The organism is Nocardioides panacihumi, assembly GCF_039530925.1.
In the GTDB taxonomy this organism is placed as follows: domain Bacteria; phylum Actinomycetota; class Actinomycetes; order Propionibacteriales; family Nocardioidaceae; genus Nocardioides; species Nocardioides panacihumi.
The window spans coordinates 448,195-464,370 of the sequence record NZ_BAAAPB010000001.1 but is presented as its reverse complement, the minus strand read 5'-3'; the positions used below and the strand labels follow the sequence as shown (position 1 = coordinate 464,370).

The following is a 16,176-nucleotide window of genomic DNA, read 5'->3' as shown; positions in this document are numbered from 1 at the left end:
TGGGGTCAGCGCGGAGGCACCAGGCTCGTGAGCGGCCGCCCCGCCGGCCTGTCGCCGACGGTGTTGGCGAGCACTCCGATGCCCTCGACGTCGAGCTCGACGACGTCGCCGGGACGCAGGTAGCGCGCACCGGCAGTCTGCTTGCGCAGTGCCTCCCCGATCGAGCAGCCACCGACCGTGCCGCTGGCCAGGACGTCGCCGGGCAGCAGCCGGCCGTCGTACGACGCGTGCTCGACCATGGCCGGCCACGAGTGGTGCATCGCGCGGCTCGTGGACGTCGCCCACGACTCGCCGTTGACGCGCACGCTGCAAGTCAGATCGAGCCGCCCGTCGACGAGGTGCGGGGCGAGCTCGTCGGTGGTGACGAGCCACGGCCCGAGGGACGAGGCGAAGTCCTTGCCCTTGGAGGGCCCGAGGCCGTACGCCATCTCGTCCTGCTGGACGTCGCGGGCGCTCCAGTCGTTGAAGATGGTGAAGCCGACGATCGCGTCGAGCGCCTCATCCTCGTCCAGGTCCGACCCCTCGCGTCGGACCACCGCGGCGAGCTCGAGCTCGTAGTCCAGTCGTTCGGTGAGGGGCATCGGCACCTGGGCGTCGTGACCGAGCAGTCGCGCGGTCCCGCTGTAGTAGTAGAGCGGTCGGCGGTGCCAGACCTCAGGCAGCTCCCGGGTGCCCGTCCGGCTGGCGTGCTCCTCGAAGGCGATGTGGTCGCGGATGGTCGGTGGGCGCAGCACCGGAGGCAGCAGCCGGACCTCGGCCAGCGGCACGGGCCGTACCGCGCCCGGGTCGGCGTTCCGCAGCCGGGCGACGCCGTCGCCCGGGGCGGCGAGCAGGTCGGCGACATCGCGCATCGGGCCGGAGCGCAGGAGCTCGGCCGCGTCGTGCACACCCTCCCCGGTGACCACGCCGGCTCGGGGGCCGGCACCGTCGTCGTAGGTCGCGATCCTCATCGGGGCCTCCCGTGGTGAGTGGACGTCGTCTCCTGGTGACCGGCGCGGCGAGTGGGATCGGCCGGGCCGTGGCACTGCTCGCAGCCGACCGAGGTGCGGCCTCGATCGGCCTCGTCGACCGCGACCCGCGTGGCCTGGCCGAGGTCGCGGATGCTGTCGGCCGCCGCGCGACGCGCGCGGTGCCGGTGGTCGCGGACCTGTCGACCGCCGAGGGTCCGGCCGAGGCGGTGGCGGCGGTGCTGGAGGCGACCGGCGGTCTCGACACCCTGGTGAGCAACGCCGGCGCCAGCGGGCGCGGCACGATGCTCGACCTGACGGTCGACGACTGGCGGCTGGTCTTCGACCTCAACGTTCGCGCGACGTGGCTCCTCGCCGCCGCGGCGTACGCGGCGCTCGTCGACGCGCAAGGCTCGGTCGTCGTGACCACGTCGGTCTCGGCTCACCACCCGACCCCGCGGACCGGCGCCTACAGCGTCTCGAAGGCAGCCGCCTCGATGCTGGTACGCCAGCTGGCCCTCGAGTGGGGTCCGGCCGGGGTCCGGGTCAACGCCGTCGCCCCGGGGCCGGTCGCGACGCCGATGACCTGGTCGAGCTTCGGCGACCCCGAGGACCCGGCCGCACGTGAGCGGCGCGCCCGGCGTACCGCCGCCACGCCGTTGCGCCGGCTCGGCGAGCCCGAGGACGTCGCCGAGGTCGTGCTCTTCCTGGCCGGTCCGGGCGCCGTTCACCTGACGGGTGTCGAGGTGCCCGTCGACGGCGGTCTCGGCACGACCCTCATGCCCGGGAGCCGGGAGTAGCGACCGACGGCGACACGGGCAGGCGCGCTGGCACGGCGTCGTAGAACCAACCGATCCCGAGGTGGCGTGAGCGGACCGTGCGCCCGAGGTCGATCTCGAAGTCGGGCAGCAGGTCGAGCACGGCCTCCACCTCGACGCGGAGGATCAGGCGCGCCAGGTGCAGCCCCATGCAGCGGTGGACGCCCCAGCCGAAGGCGACGCTCTTGGCGCGGTTCCGGTCGAGGTCGACGGTCTGGGGGTCGGGGAACGCGGCCGGGTCGTGGTTGGCGGCGAGGTTGACGAACAGGGCCCAGTCGCCGCGTGTCATCGCCACCCCGCCGAGCTCGGTGTCCTCGGTGACCCGCCTGGCCAGCGCCGTGACCGGCGCGTGTATCCGGACGATCTCCTCGATCGCCTCGGGGACCAAGCGGCGGTCCGCGTCGAGCCGAGCGCGGAGCTGCGGATCGCGGGCCAGGTGGACCAGCAGCGCCGTGAGGGCTCCGCTGGTCGTGTGGAACCCGGCGAGGAGGAGGAAGACGACGGTGTCGCTGACCTCCTCGTCGCTCATCGGCGCGCCGTCGATGATGGGATCGGTGGCCAGCACCGTCATCAGGTCCTCGCGCGGGTGCGCGCGGCGTTCGGCCGCCTCGGCGAGGATCTGCTCGCGGATCCAACGGTCGCCGGCCTCGTTGCGGGCGACGGTCCCGGGATCGGTGGCCGCGGCGTTGCGCAGGCCGCGCGCCATCACGTCGAGGAGCTCGACCCGGCGAGAGGCGTCCCAGCCGAGGATGCCGAGTGTGACCGCGCCGGGGGAGACCTCGGCCAGGTCGGTGACGAAGTCCCAGGAGCCGCGCTCGCGCAGCCCTTTCACGATCTCCTCCACGAGTGCGCGGATCTCCGGCTCGCGACGGTTCACCTCGGCCTTGCCGAACCAGCCGTTGAGGACACGGCGGTACGTCGTGTGCGCCGGAGGGTCGATGCCGACCGGGATGTGCCGGGTGCCGAAGGGGTTGGCCGGGATCGCCGGCCCGAAGCCGGAGCTGAACCGCCCGTAGTCCGCCAGCCCGTCGATGACGTCCCGGTGGTCGGTGACCACCCAGAACCCGTCGTGGGCGGTCGACCACGTGACCGGGCCCCGCTCGCGGAGCTCGGCGAGCATCTCGATCGGACGGTCCGCGAAAGCGCCGGAGTGGTGCGAGAAGTCGGTGACCTCCGCAGTGAGCCGCGTCCTGGCCCGGGCCGGCACGGCGCTCAGCCCGTGACCGTGATCGCGAGGCGGGGGCAGCCGTCGGCCGCGCGCTCGACGAGCATCCGGTGCTCGTCGTTGACGGTCCCGTCCGGCCGCAGCGCCTCCGGCAGCACGCGGGCCTGGTCGGAGTCATCGAGGTCGAAGACCATGGGGGCCAGCGCTTCGCAGACGGCGTTCCCCTCGCACAGGGTCCTGTCGATGTCGATCCGCATCCTCAGGCCTTTCCGGGCAGGTGGGCGGGCATCGAGTCGTAGAAGTAGCCCTGGCCCATCCGCCCCGAGAGCTCGGCCCGGTCCAGGTCGATCTCGTAGCCGGGGAGCAGGTCGAAGACCGCCTCGACCTCGAGTCGCAGGATCAGCCGGGCCAGGTGCAGACCGAGGCACCGGTGGACTCCCCAGCCGAAGGCGACGCTCTTCGCACGGTTGCGGCCGAGCTCGACCTTCTCCGGCTCGGGGAAGGCGTCCGGGTCGTGGTTGGCGCTCATGTTCACGAAGAGCGTCCAGTCGCCCTCCTTCATTCGTACGCCGCCGAAGTCCGTGTCGGTGGTGACCCGGCGGGCGTGGGCGGTCGCCGGGGAGTAGATCCGGATGATCTCCTCGATCGCGTCGGGGATCAGGTCGCGGTCCTGGTCCAGCCGCAGCCGGTCCTCGGGGTGGCGTTGCAGGTGGGCGAGCAGTGCGGTGAACGCCCCGCTCGTGGTGTGGAAGCCGGCCAGGAGGAGGAGCACGACGCAGTCGCAGAGCTCCTCGTCGGTCAGCTGCGCACCGCCGACCACGGGCTGCGTGGCGACGACCGTCATGAGGTCGTCGCGCGGGTGTGCCCGCCGGTCCTCCGCCTCGCCGAGGATCTGCTCGCGGAACCAGACGTTGCGCTGGGCGTTCTGCTCCTGGACGTCGGGGTCGGGGTTGGCCTGGTTGCGCATCGACACCGTCATGACGTCGAGGAGCTCCAGGCGCCGGGCCGGGTCCCAGCCGAGGATCCCGAGGGTGACCGCGCCGGGGGAGACGTTGGCGAGGTCGGCGACGAAGTCCCAGCTGCGTCGCGCGGCGAGCCCGGCGACGATCTGCTCGACCATCGCCTTGATCTCCGGCTCGCGTCGGGTGATCTCGGCCTTGCTGTACCACTCGTTGAGCACCTTGCGGTACAGCCCGTGGGTGGGCGGGTCGAAGGCGACGGGGATGTGCCGGGTGCCGAAGGGGTTGGCGGGGATGGCCGGTCCCGAGGTGGACGAGAACGTCGCGTAGTCGGCCAGGCCGTCGACCACGTGCTCATGGTCGGTGATGACCCAGAACCCGCCGTGCGCCGTCGACCAGGCGACCGGTGAGGTGTCCCGCAGCTCGGCGAGGGCCTCGAACGGTCGCTCGGCGAACGTCGCGGAGTGGTGGTCGAAGTCGGTGACCGCGGTGGTGTCGGCTGGACTGTTCACGGGACTCCTTGCGGGCGGGGTGCACATCCTTCACTGCGACACGACTGTGGCAGTATTGAATCGTCGTGTCAACGCCGGAAGTGGCCGAGCTCTCGCCATGCTAATGATGTTGGACTATTGTGTTCAACATGACGTACGTGATCACCCAGGGCTGCTGCAACGACGGCTCGTGCATCACCGTGTGCCCGGTCCAGTGCATCAGGCCGCGCCCGGGGGACCCCGACTTCACGAGCACCGAGCAGCTCTACATCGACCCCGAGACGTGCATCGACTGCGGGGCGTGCCTCGACGAGTGCCCGGTCGACGCGGTGCACTCCGACTGGGACCTGCCCGAGCAGTACTCCGACTACCTCGCGATCAACGCCGACTACTTCGTCACCAACCCGCTGGTCGGTGTCGGTCCGCCAACGTTCACCCGCCGGACGCTGCCGGAGAACCGGTCCACCCTCAGCGTCGCGGTGGTCGGCACCGGCCCCGCAGCCTGCTACGCAGCCGGCGCGCTCAGTGAGATCAAGGGCGTCTCCGTGACGATGCTGGAGCGGCTGCCCACGCCGTACGGCCTGGTCCGCGCCGGCGTCGCACCCGACCACGCCAACACCAAGAAGATCACCGACCGGTTCGCGACCGTCCTCGGCCGCGCCAACGTGTCCTGCTACTTCAACGTCGAGGTGGGCCGCGACGTCTCCCTCTCCGAACTGCTCGACTACCACCACGCCGTCCTCTGGGCGGGGGGCGCTCGTGACGACCGTCGCCTGGGGATCGAGGGCGAGGAGAAGGACGGTGTGCACGGCGCGCGCTCCTTCGTGGCCTGGTACAACGGCCATCCCGACCACACCGCGGAGGAGTTCGACCTGAGCGGCGAACGCGTGGTGGTCATCGGCAACGGCAACGTCGCGCTCGATGTCGCGCGGACCCTCCTGCGTCCGACCGAGGTGCTGGAGCGCACCGAGATGGCCGAGCACGCGGTCGCCGCGCTGAGGGCGAGCAACGTCCGCGAGGTCGTGATCGCTGCCCGGCGCGGACCGGAGCACGCGGCGTTCTCGCTCGGCGAGATCATGGCCCTCGACCAGCTCGACGGCATCACGGTGAGCGCCGTCGACGACGAGTTGACCGGCCGTGACGGCGACCGACGCCACGACGTGCTGGTCCGGGCAGCGTCCCGGACGAGCGGTGGAGACACGAAGTCGATCCGCTTCCGGTTCGGGCTCGAACCGGTCGCCGTCGAGGGTGACGGAGCCGCCGAGGCCGTGGTCTTCCGCAGGCCCGACGGCGGCACCGAGCGCGTCGAGACCTCATTGGTCCTCCGGGCCATCGGCTACCGCGGCACGCCGGTCGACGGGCTGCCGTTCGACGAGGTGACCGCGACCCTGCCGCACGATGCCGGCCGGGTGGTCGACCCGCAGACCGATGAGTCGGTCCCGGGGGTGTACTGCTCGGGCTGGATCAAGCGCGGGCCACGGGGCATCATCGGCAGCAACAAGTCCGACGCCGAGGAGACCGTCGACAGCATCCTGCAGGACCTGGTGGCGGATCGGCTGTCCGACCCGGCCTACCCGAGCGCGGACCTCGAGAAGCTGTTGTCGGGTCGGGTCGACGACCTGCTCGACAAGGCCGCGTGGGGTCGCATCGACCTTGAGGAGAAGCGCCTGGGTCGGGAGTCCTCGCGCCCGCGCCTCAAGCTGGTCACTGTCGAGGAGCTCCTCGCGGCCTCGCGCGCACAGGGATGAGTGCGGGAGCCACGACCGGCGATCCCGCAACGGAGTACGTCGACGTCGACGGCGCCCGCATCGCGTACCGCGTGCTGGGGTCGACGGACGCACCGGCGCTGCTGCTGGTCCACGGCGGCGCGGCTCACTCGGGCTGGTGGATCCGGGTGGCGCCGGTCCTGGCCGAGCGACACCGCGTCGTCCTGGTCGACCTGAGCGGCCACGGGCGCAGCGACCACCGGGAGGCGTACGGCGCGGCCCAGTGGGCGGCGGAGCTGGCGGCGGTGCTGAAGGCCAGCACTGACAGCCCGGCAGCGCTGGTGGGGCACAGCATGGGTGGGCTCGTGGCGGCCGCCGCTGCTGCTCGTCACCCCGAGCTCGTGGAGTCCCTCGTGCTCGTCGACAGCCGGCTGCCGCTCCGTGAGCTGGCGCCGCCGACCCCGACAGTTCGCCTCTACGTGTCCGCGGAGGCGGCACTCGATCGCTTCCGCCTCCTGCCCGCCCGGACGGTCGCCGACGGGGCGCTGCTCCGTGAGGTGGCGTCGGCCGGCCTCACGCGGGCCGACGGCGGCTGGCGCTGGCGGTTCGACCCGGCCGCGCGTCGCCGCCTCACCAACGACGGTCTCCGTGCCGACCTGGCGCGAGTCCGGTGCCCGGTCGGCTACGTCTACGGAGCCGAGAGCGACATGGGCGGCCCGGACTCACTCGCCGAGCTCGAGCGGTGGCTCGGCCGCACCGTCATGTCCGTCTCCGTCGAAGGAGCGTTCCACCACGTGCCGCTCGACCAGCCGGTCGCATGCGCCCGGTGGGTCGAGGAGGTGCTCGCCGTCCTCGGCGGGTGAGCGCGCGGTCGCCCGACGTCGACCTCATGTGCCGAGGGCGTTCTCCCCTTCGAGCTGGTCGACGTGGAGTCGGGTGAGGGTGCACCGGCTGATCAGCCAGCGCTCGCCGACGCGGCGGTACTCCTCGTGGTAGTGCCCGTAGCCGATGAAGTTCTTGTCGCCGGGCACCCGGAGGTAGTCCTGCATCGACCAGATGGCGGTGGCGTTGTCCTCGTCGATCACGTCGATCTCAACCGTGTGGCCGTGGTGCACCGAGAAGCCGTTGAGCCGCTTCTCCTTGATCGACTCCAGGTAGTCGGCGAACTCCTGGCGGGAGTTGAACCGGGCGAGCGGCGTGACGTTGTCCTCGGCCAGCCAGGTCCAGACGAGGTCCTCGGTGAACTGGGCCAGGAAATCCTCAGTTCGGCGCAGGTCCGTGAACCGGAAGTACTTGGCCTTCGTCTCCTTGATCTGCTCGCGTGCCCAGAGGATGTCGATCCGGTCCATGGTGCTCCTCGTCGTGGTCGGTGCCGATTCAGCGCGGGACGATGGCGCGGCCGAGCTCGTCCCAGTGCGCCTTGACCGCGGAGACGACCTCGTCGCTGCCCAGCCATTCGGGGGAGCGGAGCAGCTGGGTGGTCTCGCGGTACTTGATGTAACGGTCCGGGTCGAGGCCCATGTAGGCGGCCAGGCGGTCGGAGAACTCCGACGAGCTGGCGTCGACCGTGCGCGGCTCGCCGTCCACGGTGTAGTCCACCCCGGGGATCCGGTGGTCGAGCGTGTTGGAGGAGTTCCAGCAGTACTTGATGAGCGCGTCGGCCTTGGCGTAGAAGCGGCCGGCCAGGCCCGTGAGGTCCTTCGGGTGCTCGGTCAGCTGCTCCTCGATGACGCTGCGCAGGTCGCGCGCCTCCAGTGCGGCCGCGGTCATGCCTTGGCCGTAGACGGGGTTGAAGCCCATCCACGCGTCGCCGATCGCGAAGAAGCCCTCAGGCCGGTCGGGCTGCCCGGCGAAGTCACGGAGCCGGCTCCGGGTGTCGCGCCACATCGAGATCTTCTCGGGGAACTCGACCTCGGCGAGCGCCTTGTCGAGCTCGGGGACACCGATCGAGGAGATGAACTCGCGCAGCTTCTCCTCCGTGCGCGGCGGGTGGTCGCCGCCCGAGCCCTGGGCCGTGAGGATCCAGCGCCGGTCGCCCTCGACCACCCACATCGCCATCGCGCGGGACGCGGCCTCGGGGGTGAGCGCACCCTCGCCGAACGGCGTGACGGCGAGGGCGCGGAAGCCCGGGTCCCAGTTCTCGGGGACCCGCAGGAATGTCGAGGAGTAGCCCCAGTGCGCGTTGACGACCTCCTCGGAGGGGGCCGGGTAGCCGAGCTCCTGCAGCCACTCGGGCGCTTGGGAGAACCGGCCGCTGGCGTCGATCACCAGGTCGGCCTCGATGTTCCGACCGTCGGCGAGGCGTACGCCGGTCACCCGGCCGTCGGCCCCGACCAGGCCGGCGACCTCGACGCCGGAGTCGTAGCGGACGTTCGCCAACTGGTGGGCCTGGTCGCGCAGCGCCTTCTCGATGAGCGGGCGACTGGCCATGAGGAACTCCAGCGTGGACTCGAAGCGCGGCGACCAGCCGACACGGTCCAGCCGCATGACGTCGAGCGCTGAGTCGAGGCGTGCCGCGCCGAGCTCGAAGGCGTGCTCGGCGAAGCCCGGCAGCAGCTCGTCCATCGCCTGGCGTCCGGCGGCGAGAAGCGCGTGGAAGTGGGCGCCCTGCGGGACGCCCTTGCGGAAGACGGCCTCGTCCGGGAGGTGGTCCTTGTCCAGGAGGACCACCTCGGCGAAGTGGGGTGCGACGGCGGCGGCGGCGAGGGTGCCGCCGATGCTGCCGCCCACGATCACGGCGCGGTCGAACGGGTTGGTCATCGGGCCCTCCATGCATGGCTGATCACAAGTCAATTGAACCATAACAAACGAACACGATTAGGAACAGATGTCAGGCGATGCTGATCCCGCCGTCGACGGTCATCGCCAGACCGGTGACGTATCGCGACTCCTCGGAGGCGAGGAAGACCACCGCGTGGGCGATCTCGACCGGGTCCACCCACGGGATCGGCATGGCCATCCGGGAGAGCGACGCCTCGGCGAGGTCGTCGCGGCCCGGTTCGGCCAGGTCGGGCCGCGCGCGGCGGTACATGAACTCGTTCTGGATCATCGGCGTGTCCACCTGCGTGGGGTGAACGCTGTTGACCCGGATCATCTCGGGGCCGAGCTCCAGTGCCATCGCCCTCATCAGGCCGACGACGCCGAACTTGCTGGCGACGTAGTGCGCCGTGTTGCGCGATGCGCGGATGCCGGCGCTGGAGCTGGTGAGGATGATCGAGCCGCCGGGCCCGGACGCCCGTAGGTGGGGCATCGCCACCGTGACGGTGCGCCAGACGCCGGTGAGGTTGATGTCGACCAGGTCGGCGAATGCCGCCTCGCTCATGGTGTCGAACGGGCCGATCGCGGTGAGCACGCCAGCGTTCGCGACCACCACGTCGAGCCGGCCGAGCTCCGCGACGCCCTCGTCGACGGCCGCCCGCAGCTCGTCGAGGCTTCGCACGTCCGCCTTCCGTGCCACGATGCGTCGGCCGGTCGCCTCGACCAGCCTGACGGTCTCCTCCAGGTCGGCGAGCGAGCCTCCCGGGTAGGGCATCTCGGGCACGTCGCCGCACAGGTCGACGGCGATGATGTCGGCTCCCTCCTCCGCCAGCCGAACCGCATGGCTGCGGCCCTGGCCCCGAGCTGCTCCGGTGATGAAGGCGACCTTGCCGCTGACACGTCCCATGGCCTGTTGTTACCCTTCTTACAATGATGTGGCAGGTCGCGCGCGGCCTGCTGGAGGCACTGCACGCCCGGCGGCTGGATGCCTTCGACGAACGATGACGTGGGGCCGGCCGTTCCGGGATCGACGACCGAAGACCCCACTCACGATCCGGCGGGCAGCTGGACGACGAACGGCTCGAAGGCCTCGCCCTCGGCGTACACGTCGTTGAACAGCTCGACCCCGGCGGCGGTGAGAGTGACGTTGTCACTGCCCCACACCACGGTCGGCGCCTGGTCCGCCACGCGCTGGAGCGTGCCGGTGACGAGTGGTACGCGAGGAGCGCCGTCGCGTGCCTGAGGGTCCTCGATGGTCAGCACGGCCCGGTCGCCGACGAGCTCGATCGTGGGATGTGCGACCCGGACGAAGAGCATGCCGTAGTGGCCGCTGAACCGGACGTCGCCGCGGAACGACCAGACGTCCGGCGAGCTCCCGTCGGCGTCGTACTCGTAGAACAGCTCACCGCTCCCGACGGGAACGGCGCCGTCGCCGACCGAACCCTGACCGTCCGGCATGCGCCGGACGTAGTCGAGGAACGAGGCCTTGATGCCCCAGCGCAGGCCGTGCGCGAGCCGGGTGACGTCGGCCCCGGAGTCGGCGGCCGGGCTGTCCTGGGTCGTCGTGATCTCCATCTCGGGGTTCTCCTCGTCCGTCCTCTGGCCGTGTCCAATGATGTTCGATACTATATTGACACGTCTTGAAGATAGAAGCGAATGATCTTCCACCATCATTGAGTGATCGAGGAGGTTGCCATGGCGCGAGATCGCACCGCCCGCAGTCGCATCCGCAGGCACCTCGCCGAGTCCGGCCCGGTCGTCGACATCCGCGGCCAGGCCACGAAGCAGCTCAAGGACGCCGTCGGCTACTCCGGGTCCCCGGTGGCGTTCATCCAGCTCGTCGCCGCGATGGAGCGTGACGGGGAGGTCGTCCGCGACATCCGTGGCAAACGCACCTACCGCATCGCAGGCGTGGGCTCGGTGGTCGAGTCGGTGGCGGTGCTCGACACGCCCGAGGGGCGGCTCACGGTCGACTACGACGCACTCGCGCGATCGCTGCTCCGTGAGCTCACCGCCGGCGAGTCGGTCGACCCGAACCCGGCCCGGGCCGGGTTCGAGAGCCGTCGCATCGCCCAGGATCGCAACGAGTACGCCCGTCGGCTCGACGCTGCTCGCACCGCCCTGGCCGAGCTCGCTCACCTCGCGCCCCGACGCCCGGCCCGTCAGGACATCTCGCCGGCGAGCTGGCCGTCGGCGACCTGACGGCCCTCGTCCTGCTCCGCACCCGGGCCCGGAACGAGGAGCGCCGCGACCCCGGCCACCGCCATGGCGCCGGCCATCATCGAGAACGCGACGACGAACCCGTGCTCATCGGTGGCACCGTTCCTGGTGTGGGCGCTCAGGATGGCGGCTGTCGCCGCCGCGCCGAACGAGCCACCGATCGTGCGGACGTTCGTGTTCAGACCGCTCGCGACGCCGGTCTGATGCGCCGGGACGGCGGCAACCACGACCCCGGCCACGGTCGAGAGGATGAGGCCGTTCCCGACACCCTGGAGTGCGCACCATCCGACGATGACCCAGCGGCTGTCGTGCCAACCGGCGATGCCGACGTACGAAGCGGCGCTGAGGACAGCGCCCGCAACCAGTAGCGCACGCGCGGAGAACCGGCGGTACAGGTGGCCGGTGCACAGGCTGGTCACGAAGGCGGCGAGGGCGATGGGCGCCATCAGGAGCCCGACCTCGTCGACGCTCGCACCGACGCCGTAGCCGCTGTCCGACGGTGTCCGGAGCAGGAGCGGCAACCCCGCGGCGCACCCGAAGAGACCGATCCCCGCCAGGACCGCGACGAGGTTGCCGGTCCACACTCCGCGTCGGCGCATCATCCGGAGGTCGATGAAGGGGGCGGTCGACAGCCGCTCGCGCTGCGCCCAGAGGCCGCCGAGCAGCGCCCCCGCGACACCGAGCCCCAGCACGACGGGCGAGTCCCACCCACGGCGGCCGCTCTGGCTGATCGCGAGCAGCAGGCTGACCAAGCCGCCCGAGAACAGAAGGACGGGCAGGGGTCCGAACCTGCCGACGGGAGCCGTGGCGGGCGTGGACGACGGGATCACCAACAGGACGCCGACCGCTGCGAGGAGGGCGACGACGCACGGAAGCAGGAAGACAGCCCCCGGGCCCGCGGCACTGAGCAGCGGGCCGGAGACGACGATGCCGAGGGAGAACGCGATCGAGCCGACGGTGGCGAGCACGGCGACGCCGTACGTGAGCCGCTCGGGTGGCACTGCGGCCCGCACGGCCGAGAACGCCACGGGCACGGCGCCGCCGCTGACGCCCTGCACGAATCGCATGGCGATGGCCCATCCGATCGTGTGTGCGAGGGCCGCGCCGGCGCAGCCGAGAGCCAGGACGACCAGCGCGCCTGCCAGGATCCGCCGCTGCCCGATGCCGTCACCGAGCCTGCCGAGCAGCGGGGTGGCGACACCGGAGGAGAGGAGGAACCCGGTGATCAACCAGGTGGCCGTGACCTGATCGGCGCCGTAGCTCGCGCCGATCGCCGGCAGCACCGGGACGACGACGGATTGCGGCAGGTTGACGGCGACGACCACGAGCGCGAGGACCGGAAAGGCCGCTCGACGCCGTAGCCCCGGGCTCATGCGCGGTCGGAGCGGGCAGCGTCAGTCTTCACATAACAACATTACAAGACTATTGAAGCCAGCATAAGAATTGTGAGTTTCTCCACAGGACGCCCAGCGTTAATGATTGTAGTCTTGTGTTCATGGTCCACCCAGCAGCCCGACCGCTCGACGGCGTCGTCGTCGTCAGCCTGGAGCAGGCCGTCGCTGCCCCGTTCGCGACCCGCCAGCTCGCCGACCTGGGTGCGCGCGTCATCAAGATCGAGCGCCCCGGCGGCGGCGACTTCGCACGCGGCTACGACCAGGCCGTCCACGGCATGTCGAGCTACTTCGTGTGGCTCAACCGTGGGAAGGAGTCGCTCTCGCTCGACGTGAAGTCACCCGGTGGCCGGGACGTCCTGCGCCGGCTCCTTTCGGAGGCCGACGTCTTCGTCCACAACCTCGGACCGGGCGCGGTCGGCCGTCTCGGGTTCGGCGTCGAGGCGCTCGCCGAGCTCAACCCCCGCCTTGTCAGCTGTGCCGTGAACGGCTACGGCAGCAGTGGTCCCTGGTCGCAGCGCAAGGCCTACGACCTGCTCATCCAGTGCCAGACGGGGCTGGTATCGCTGACCGGTACGCCCGAGGCCGGAGCACGGGTCGGCGTGTCGGTCGCCGACATCGCAGCCGGGATGTATGCCTTCAGCGGCGTGCTGACCGCCCTGCTCGACCGCGAGCGGACCGGCGCGGTCCGCGCGGTCGAGGTCTCGCTCTTCGACGCGCTCGCCGAGTGGATGAGCCAGCCCGCCTACTACACCGCCTACAGCGGTGTGCAGCCACCGCGGCTCGGCACCCACCACGCCACGATCGCGCCGTACGGCGCCTACGCCGCCTCGGACGGACGCGAGGTGCTCTTCTCCATCCAGAACGACGCCGAATGGCGCGCGTTCTGCTCCGACTTCCTCGGCGACCCCGCCGTCGCGGAGGACGTGCGGTTCGCGACCGGCGCCGCGCGTGTCGCGAACCGCGAGGATCTCGACGTGCTGGTCGCGGCCGCGTACGCGCGCCGCACCAGCTCCGAGGTTGCCGAACTGCTCGACAGCCTGCGCATCGCCAACGCGCCCATCAACGACGTCGCCGACTTCCTCGACCACCCGGTCCTGCGTGAGCGGGGCCGGTGGCACGAGATCGCGACGCCGGGGGGCCCGGTCGAGGCCCTTGTGCCACCGATCGATCTCGCGGGGACCACGCCCGTGATGGGCGATGTCCCCGCGCTGGGAGCCCACACCGACGTGCTGCTGTCCGAGCTCGGCCTCGACGAGACCGAGATCAAGCAGCTCCACGCCGACGGAACCGTCTGACTCGCAGGACACTGAGGAGAACCATGGGCCACCTGGAAGCGCTCGACAGCGACGAGCGCGCCATCGTCACGACCGTCGCCGAGTTCGTCGAGAAGCAGGTCAAGCCGGTCGTGCAGGAGCTGGAGCACGGGAACGTGTACCCCGAGGCGCTCATCGAGCAGATGAAGGAGCTGGGGATCTACGGCCTGGCCGTGCCCGAGGAGTACGGCGGGAACCCGGTCAGCATGCAGTGCTACGTCCTCGTGACGGAGGAGCTCGCCCGCGGTTGGATGAGCCTCGCCGGCGCCATGGGTGGCCACACCGTGGTCGTCAAGCTGATCAGCCAGTACGGCACTCCCGAGCAGAAGGAGGAGTGGCTCCCGCGCCTGGCGCTCGGCGAGCCGCGCGCGACGATGGCCCTCACCGAGCCGCAGGGCGGCTCGGACCTGCAGGCCATCCGGACCACCGCGAAGGAGGTCGGCGCCGAGTACGTCGTCAACGGCTCGAAGACGTGGATCACGAATGCCCGCCGGGCCGGACTGACCGCCCTGCTGTGCAAGACCGACCCGACGGCGCGGCCCGCTGCCCAGGGCATCTCGGTGCTCCTGGTCGAGCAGGGCGAGGGAATGACGGTCTCGCGGGACCTCCCCAAGCTCGGGTACAAGGGCGTGGAGAGCTGCGAGATCACGTTCGAGGACTTCCGCGTGCCGGTGGAGAACGTCCTGGGCGGCGTACCCGGGAAGGGCTTCGCCCAGATGATGAAGGGCCTCGAGACGGGTCGGCTGCAGGTCGCTTCCCGCGCCCTGGGCGTCGGCCGGGCGGCGTACGAGGACGCGCTCGCCTACGCCCAGACGCGCGAGTCCTTCGGCAAGCCGATCTGGCGTCACCAGTCGGTGGGCAACCTGCTGGCCGACATGGCGACCGGCCTGGAGGCGGCCCGGCAGCTCACGTTGTACGCCGCCCGGGAGTTCGACGCCGGGCGCCGCGTCGACATGGAGGCGGGCATGGCCAAGCTCTTCGCGTCCGAGACCGCGATGAAGATCGCGCTGGACGCGGTCCGGGTCCACGGCGGGTACGGATACTCCACCGAGTACGACGTCGAGCGCTACTTCCGCGACGCACCGTTGATGATCGTCGGCGAGGGCACCAACGAGATCCAACGCAACGTCATCATGAGCCAGCTGGTCGCTCGCTCGAAGCGGGGCTGAGCGCCGTGACCGCCACCCCGAGCGGGATCGTCATCGCCGGTGCCGGGCTGGCCGGGCTGCGGACGGCCGAGGGGCTGCGCCGAGCGGGGTGGGAGGGAACCGTCACGATCGTGGGCGCCGAGGTGCACCTCCCGTACACACGCCCCCCGCTGTCGAAGAAGCTGCTCCTCGAGGGCGGTGACCCGGCGAGCGTGGAGCTTCGCCGACGCGACTGCGAGCACGAGACGCGGTGGCTGCTCGGACGGACGGTCACGGCTTCCGACCTCGAGGCGCGGACGGTCACGCTCGACGACGGCACCGAGCTCGCGTACGACGGGCTGGTGGCCGCCACGGGTGTGCACTCGCGCCGGCTCCCGGGCACGGTGGGCGGCGACCGGCAGGTCCTGCGCACCGTCGACGACGCGGTAGCGCTCTCGGCACGTCTCGTGCCAGGGGCGACAGTCGTCGTGATCGGAGCCGGGTTCATCGGCTGCGAGGTGGCCGCCACGGCGCTCGCCCGCGGCTGCACCGTCTCGATGGTGGCTGTCGACCCGGAGCCGATGCTCGTCCCTCTGGGCTCCCTGGTCGGCGCCGAGCTCCGCCGGCGCCACGCTGACGCCGGTGTGCGCTTCCACCTCGGCACAGGGGTGGCGTCGATCGATGGGACGAGGGTCGTGCTCTCGGACGGGACCCGGCTGGACGCGGACGTCGTCGTCGAGGCGATCGGGTCGGCACCCAGCTGCTCATGGCTCGAAGGCAACGGCCTGGACCTCACCGACGGCGTCACCTGCGACCCGATGCTCCGTCTCGGCGGTCGTCGCGCGACCGTAGCCGTGGGTGACGTTGCGCGGTTCCCGAACACGCTGTTCGACGACGTCCCGCGCCGCATCGAGCACTGGCAGGTGGCGGTAGACACGGCGATGTACGCCGCCAAGGTGCTCGTCGGCGATCTCACGGGTCAGCCGTACACCGATGCGTTCAGGACGGTTCCTACGTTCTGGTCCGACCAGGGCGTCGTCAGCATGCGTGCGCTCGGCCAGCCCGCGTTGGCGGACGGGGTCGAGGTGCTCGAGGGTGATCTGGGAGGCGAGGCGGCGGTGGGCTACCGACGCGGTGGTCGACTCGTGGGTGTGGTGCTCCTCGGCATGGCGAAGAGCATGGGCACCTACCTCACCCTGCTGACCGCGGACCTCGAGGCGGCTTTGGTCTGAGTCGACCGGAGACACGAAGGGCCGCGACCGGGAGGTCGCGGCCCTTC

At 71.0% G+C, this 16,176-nt stretch carries 16 protein-coding genes; 7 read left to right on the top strand and 9 right to left on the bottom strand.

The genetic code is table 11. From position 1 onward, the window contains the following. Positions 1-5: 5 nt before the first annotated feature. Entirely contained in the window at positions 6-950 is a 945-nt protein-coding gene (locus ABD205_RS02230) for a fumarylacetoacetate hydrolase family protein (RefSeq protein WP_344041963.1), read from the bottom strand. Between the two features lie 11 nt (positions 951-961). Here ABD205_RS02230 and ABD205_RS02225 point away from each other — a divergent pair, with 11 nt between their 5' ends. Next, positions 962-1,747, top strand: a complete 786-nt coding sequence (locus tag ABD205_RS02225; RefSeq protein WP_344041961.1) for an SDR family NAD(P)-dependent oxidoreductase — start codon at positions 962-964, stop codon at positions 1,745-1,747. Here ABD205_RS02225 and ABD205_RS02220 read toward each other — a convergent pair. Genes ABD205_RS02220 through ABD205_RS02210 form a run of 3 tightly spaced genes read right to left on the bottom strand, consistent with a single transcriptional unit; the run spans position 1,725 to position 4,401 of the window. Then, on the bottom strand, positions 1,725-2,972 hold the full coding sequence (locus ABD205_RS02220; RefSeq protein WP_344041959.1) for a cytochrome P450: 1,248 nt from the start codon (positions 2,970-2,972) through the stop codon (positions 1,725-1,727). The genes ABD205_RS02225 and ABD205_RS02220 overlap by 23 nt on opposite strands. Positions 2,973-2,977: 5 nt before the next feature. After that, positions 2,978-3,187 (bottom strand): ferredoxin, encoded by a 210-nt coding sequence (locus tag ABD205_RS02215; RefSeq protein ID WP_344041957.1) that lies wholly within the window; start codon positions 3,185-3,187, stop codon positions 2,978-2,980. 2 nt (positions 3,188-3,189) lie between these two features. After that, positions 3,190-4,401 carry a cytochrome P450 gene (locus ABD205_RS02210; protein ID WP_344041955.1) on the bottom strand — a complete coding sequence of 404 codons (1,212 nt, stop codon included), beginning with the start codon at positions 4,399-4,401 and terminating at the stop codon, positions 3,190-3,192. Positions 4,402-4,529: 128 nt separating this feature from the next. Here ABD205_RS02210 and ABD205_RS02205 point away from each other — a divergent pair, with 128 nt between their 5' ends. Continuing rightward, complete coding sequence (locus ABD205_RS02205) at positions 4,530-6,128, top strand: FAD-dependent oxidoreductase (protein ID WP_344041953.1); 1,599 nt, start codon at positions 4,530-4,532, stop codon at positions 6,126-6,128. Next, positions 6,125-6,949 carry an alpha/beta fold hydrolase gene (locus ABD205_RS02200; RefSeq protein ID WP_344041950.1) on the top strand — a complete coding sequence of 275 codons (825 nt, stop codon included), beginning with the start codon at positions 6,125-6,127 and terminating at the stop codon, positions 6,947-6,949. The genes ABD205_RS02205 and ABD205_RS02200 overlap by 4 nt, the downstream gene beginning before the upstream one ends. A gap of 24 nt (positions 6,950-6,973) precedes the next feature. Here ABD205_RS02200 and ABD205_RS02195 read toward each other — a convergent pair whose 3' ends face one another. The 4 genes from ABD205_RS02195 to ABD205_RS02180 all read right to left on the bottom strand — a co-directional run bounded on the left by ABD205_RS02195 (position 6,974) and on the right by ABD205_RS02180 (position 10,418). Continuing rightward, complete coding sequence (locus tag ABD205_RS02195; RefSeq protein WP_344041948.1) at positions 6,974-7,435, bottom strand: nuclear transport factor 2 family protein; 462 nt, start codon at positions 7,433-7,435, stop codon at positions 6,974-6,976. A 28-nt stretch (positions 7,436-7,463) separates the two neighbouring features. Further along, positions 7,464-8,846, bottom strand: coding sequence for a tryptophan 7-halogenase (locus ABD205_RS02190; RefSeq protein WP_344041946.1), 1,383 nt, complete (start codon positions 8,844-8,846; stop codon positions 7,464-7,466). 70 nt (positions 8,847-8,916) lie between these two features. Further along, entirely contained in the window at positions 8,917-9,750 is an 834-nt protein-coding gene (locus tag ABD205_RS02185) for a mycofactocin-coupled SDR family oxidoreductase (RefSeq protein ID WP_344041944.1), read from the bottom strand. A gap of 140 nt (positions 9,751-9,890) precedes the next feature. Further along, positions 9,891-10,418, bottom strand: coding sequence for an HtaA domain-containing protein (locus ABD205_RS02180; RefSeq protein ID WP_344041942.1), 528 nt, complete (start codon positions 10,416-10,418; stop codon positions 9,891-9,893). A 120-nt stretch (positions 10,419-10,538) separates the two neighbouring features. On the opposite strand from ABD205_RS02180, the gene ABD205_RS02175 reads away from it, so the two are divergent. Further along, positions 10,539-11,045, top strand: coding sequence for a hypothetical protein (locus ABD205_RS02175; RefSeq protein WP_344041941.1), 507 nt, complete (start codon positions 10,539-10,541; stop codon positions 11,043-11,045). Here ABD205_RS02175 and ABD205_RS02170 read toward each other — a convergent pair. Continuing rightward, positions 11,006-12,436 carry an MFS transporter gene (locus ABD205_RS02170; RefSeq protein ID WP_344041939.1) on the bottom strand — a complete coding sequence of 477 codons (1,431 nt, stop codon included), beginning with the start codon at positions 12,434-12,436 and terminating at the stop codon, positions 11,006-11,008. The two genes, ABD205_RS02175 and ABD205_RS02170, sit on opposite strands and share 40 nt — an antisense overlap. Positions 12,437-12,558: 122 nt before the next feature. On the opposite strand from ABD205_RS02170, the gene ABD205_RS02165 reads away from it, so the two are divergent. The 3 genes from ABD205_RS02165 to ABD205_RS02155 are packed head-to-tail and all read left to right on the top strand — an operon-like array spanning position 12,559 to position 16,129. Continuing rightward, the gene (locus ABD205_RS02165; protein ID WP_344041937.1) at positions 12,559-13,752 is read left to right on the top strand and encodes a CaiB/BaiF CoA transferase family protein; all 1,194 of its coding nucleotides are present in this window, start codon (positions 12,559-12,561) and stop codon (positions 13,750-13,752) included. 23 nt (positions 13,753-13,775) lie between these two features. After that, entirely contained in the window at positions 13,776-14,939 is a 1,164-nt protein-coding gene (locus ABD205_RS02160) for an acyl-CoA dehydrogenase family protein (RefSeq protein WP_344041935.1), read from the top strand. A gap of 5 nt (positions 14,940-14,944) precedes the next feature. Beyond that, positions 14,945-16,129, top strand: a complete 1,185-nt coding sequence (locus ABD205_RS02155; protein WP_344041933.1) for an NAD(P)/FAD-dependent oxidoreductase — start codon at positions 14,945-14,947, stop codon at positions 16,127-16,129. The last annotated feature ends 47 nt before the right edge of the window (positions 16,130-16,176 follow it).

What these genes read in the sequence shown, in the direction of transcription:
- ABD205_RS02175 (WP_344041941.1), top strand. Translation starts at nt 10,539, where the DNA reads ATGGCGCGAGATCGCACCGCCCGCAGTCGCATCCGCAGGCACCTCGCC.
- ABD205_RS02180 (WP_344041942.1), bottom strand. Translation starts at nt 10,418, where the DNA reads ATGGAGATCACGACGACCCAGGACAGCCCGGCCGCCGACTCCGGGGCC.
- ABD205_RS02170 (WP_344041939.1), bottom strand. Translation starts at nt 12,436, where the DNA reads ATGAGCCCGGGGCTACGGCGTCGAGCGGCCTTTCCGGTCCTCGCGCTC.
- ABD205_RS02200 (WP_344041950.1), top strand. Translation starts at nt 6,125, where the DNA reads ATGAGTGCGGGAGCCACGACCGGCGATCCCGCAACGGAGTACGTCGAC.
- ABD205_RS02215 (WP_344041957.1), bottom strand. Translation starts at nt 3,187, where the DNA reads ATGCGGATCGACATCGACAGGACCCTGTGCGAGGGGAACGCCGTCTGC.
- ABD205_RS02230 (WP_344041963.1), bottom strand. Translation starts at nt 950, where the DNA reads ATGAGGATCGCGACCTACGACGACGGTGCCGGCCCCCGAGCCGGCGTG.
- ABD205_RS02165 (WP_344041937.1), top strand. Translation starts at nt 12,559, where the DNA reads ATGGTCCACCCAGCAGCCCGACCGCTCGACGGCGTCGTCGTCGTCAGC.
- ABD205_RS02160 (WP_344041935.1), top strand. Translation starts at nt 13,776, where the DNA reads ATGGGCCACCTGGAAGCGCTCGACAGCGACGAGCGCGCCATCGTCACG.
- ABD205_RS02195 (WP_344041948.1), bottom strand. Translation starts at nt 7,435, where the DNA reads ATGGACCGGATCGACATCCTCTGGGCACGCGAGCAGATCAAGGAGACG.
- ABD205_RS02205 (WP_344041953.1), top strand. Translation starts at nt 4,530, where the DNA reads ATGACGTACGTGATCACCCAGGGCTGCTGCAACGACGGCTCGTGCATC.
- ABD205_RS02185 (WP_344041944.1), bottom strand. Translation starts at nt 9,750, where the DNA reads ATGGGACGTGTCAGCGGCAAGGTCGCCTTCATCACCGGAGCAGCTCGG.
- ABD205_RS02190 (WP_344041946.1), bottom strand. Translation starts at nt 8,846, where the DNA reads ATGACCAACCCGTTCGACCGCGCCGTGATCGTGGGCGGCAGCATCGGC.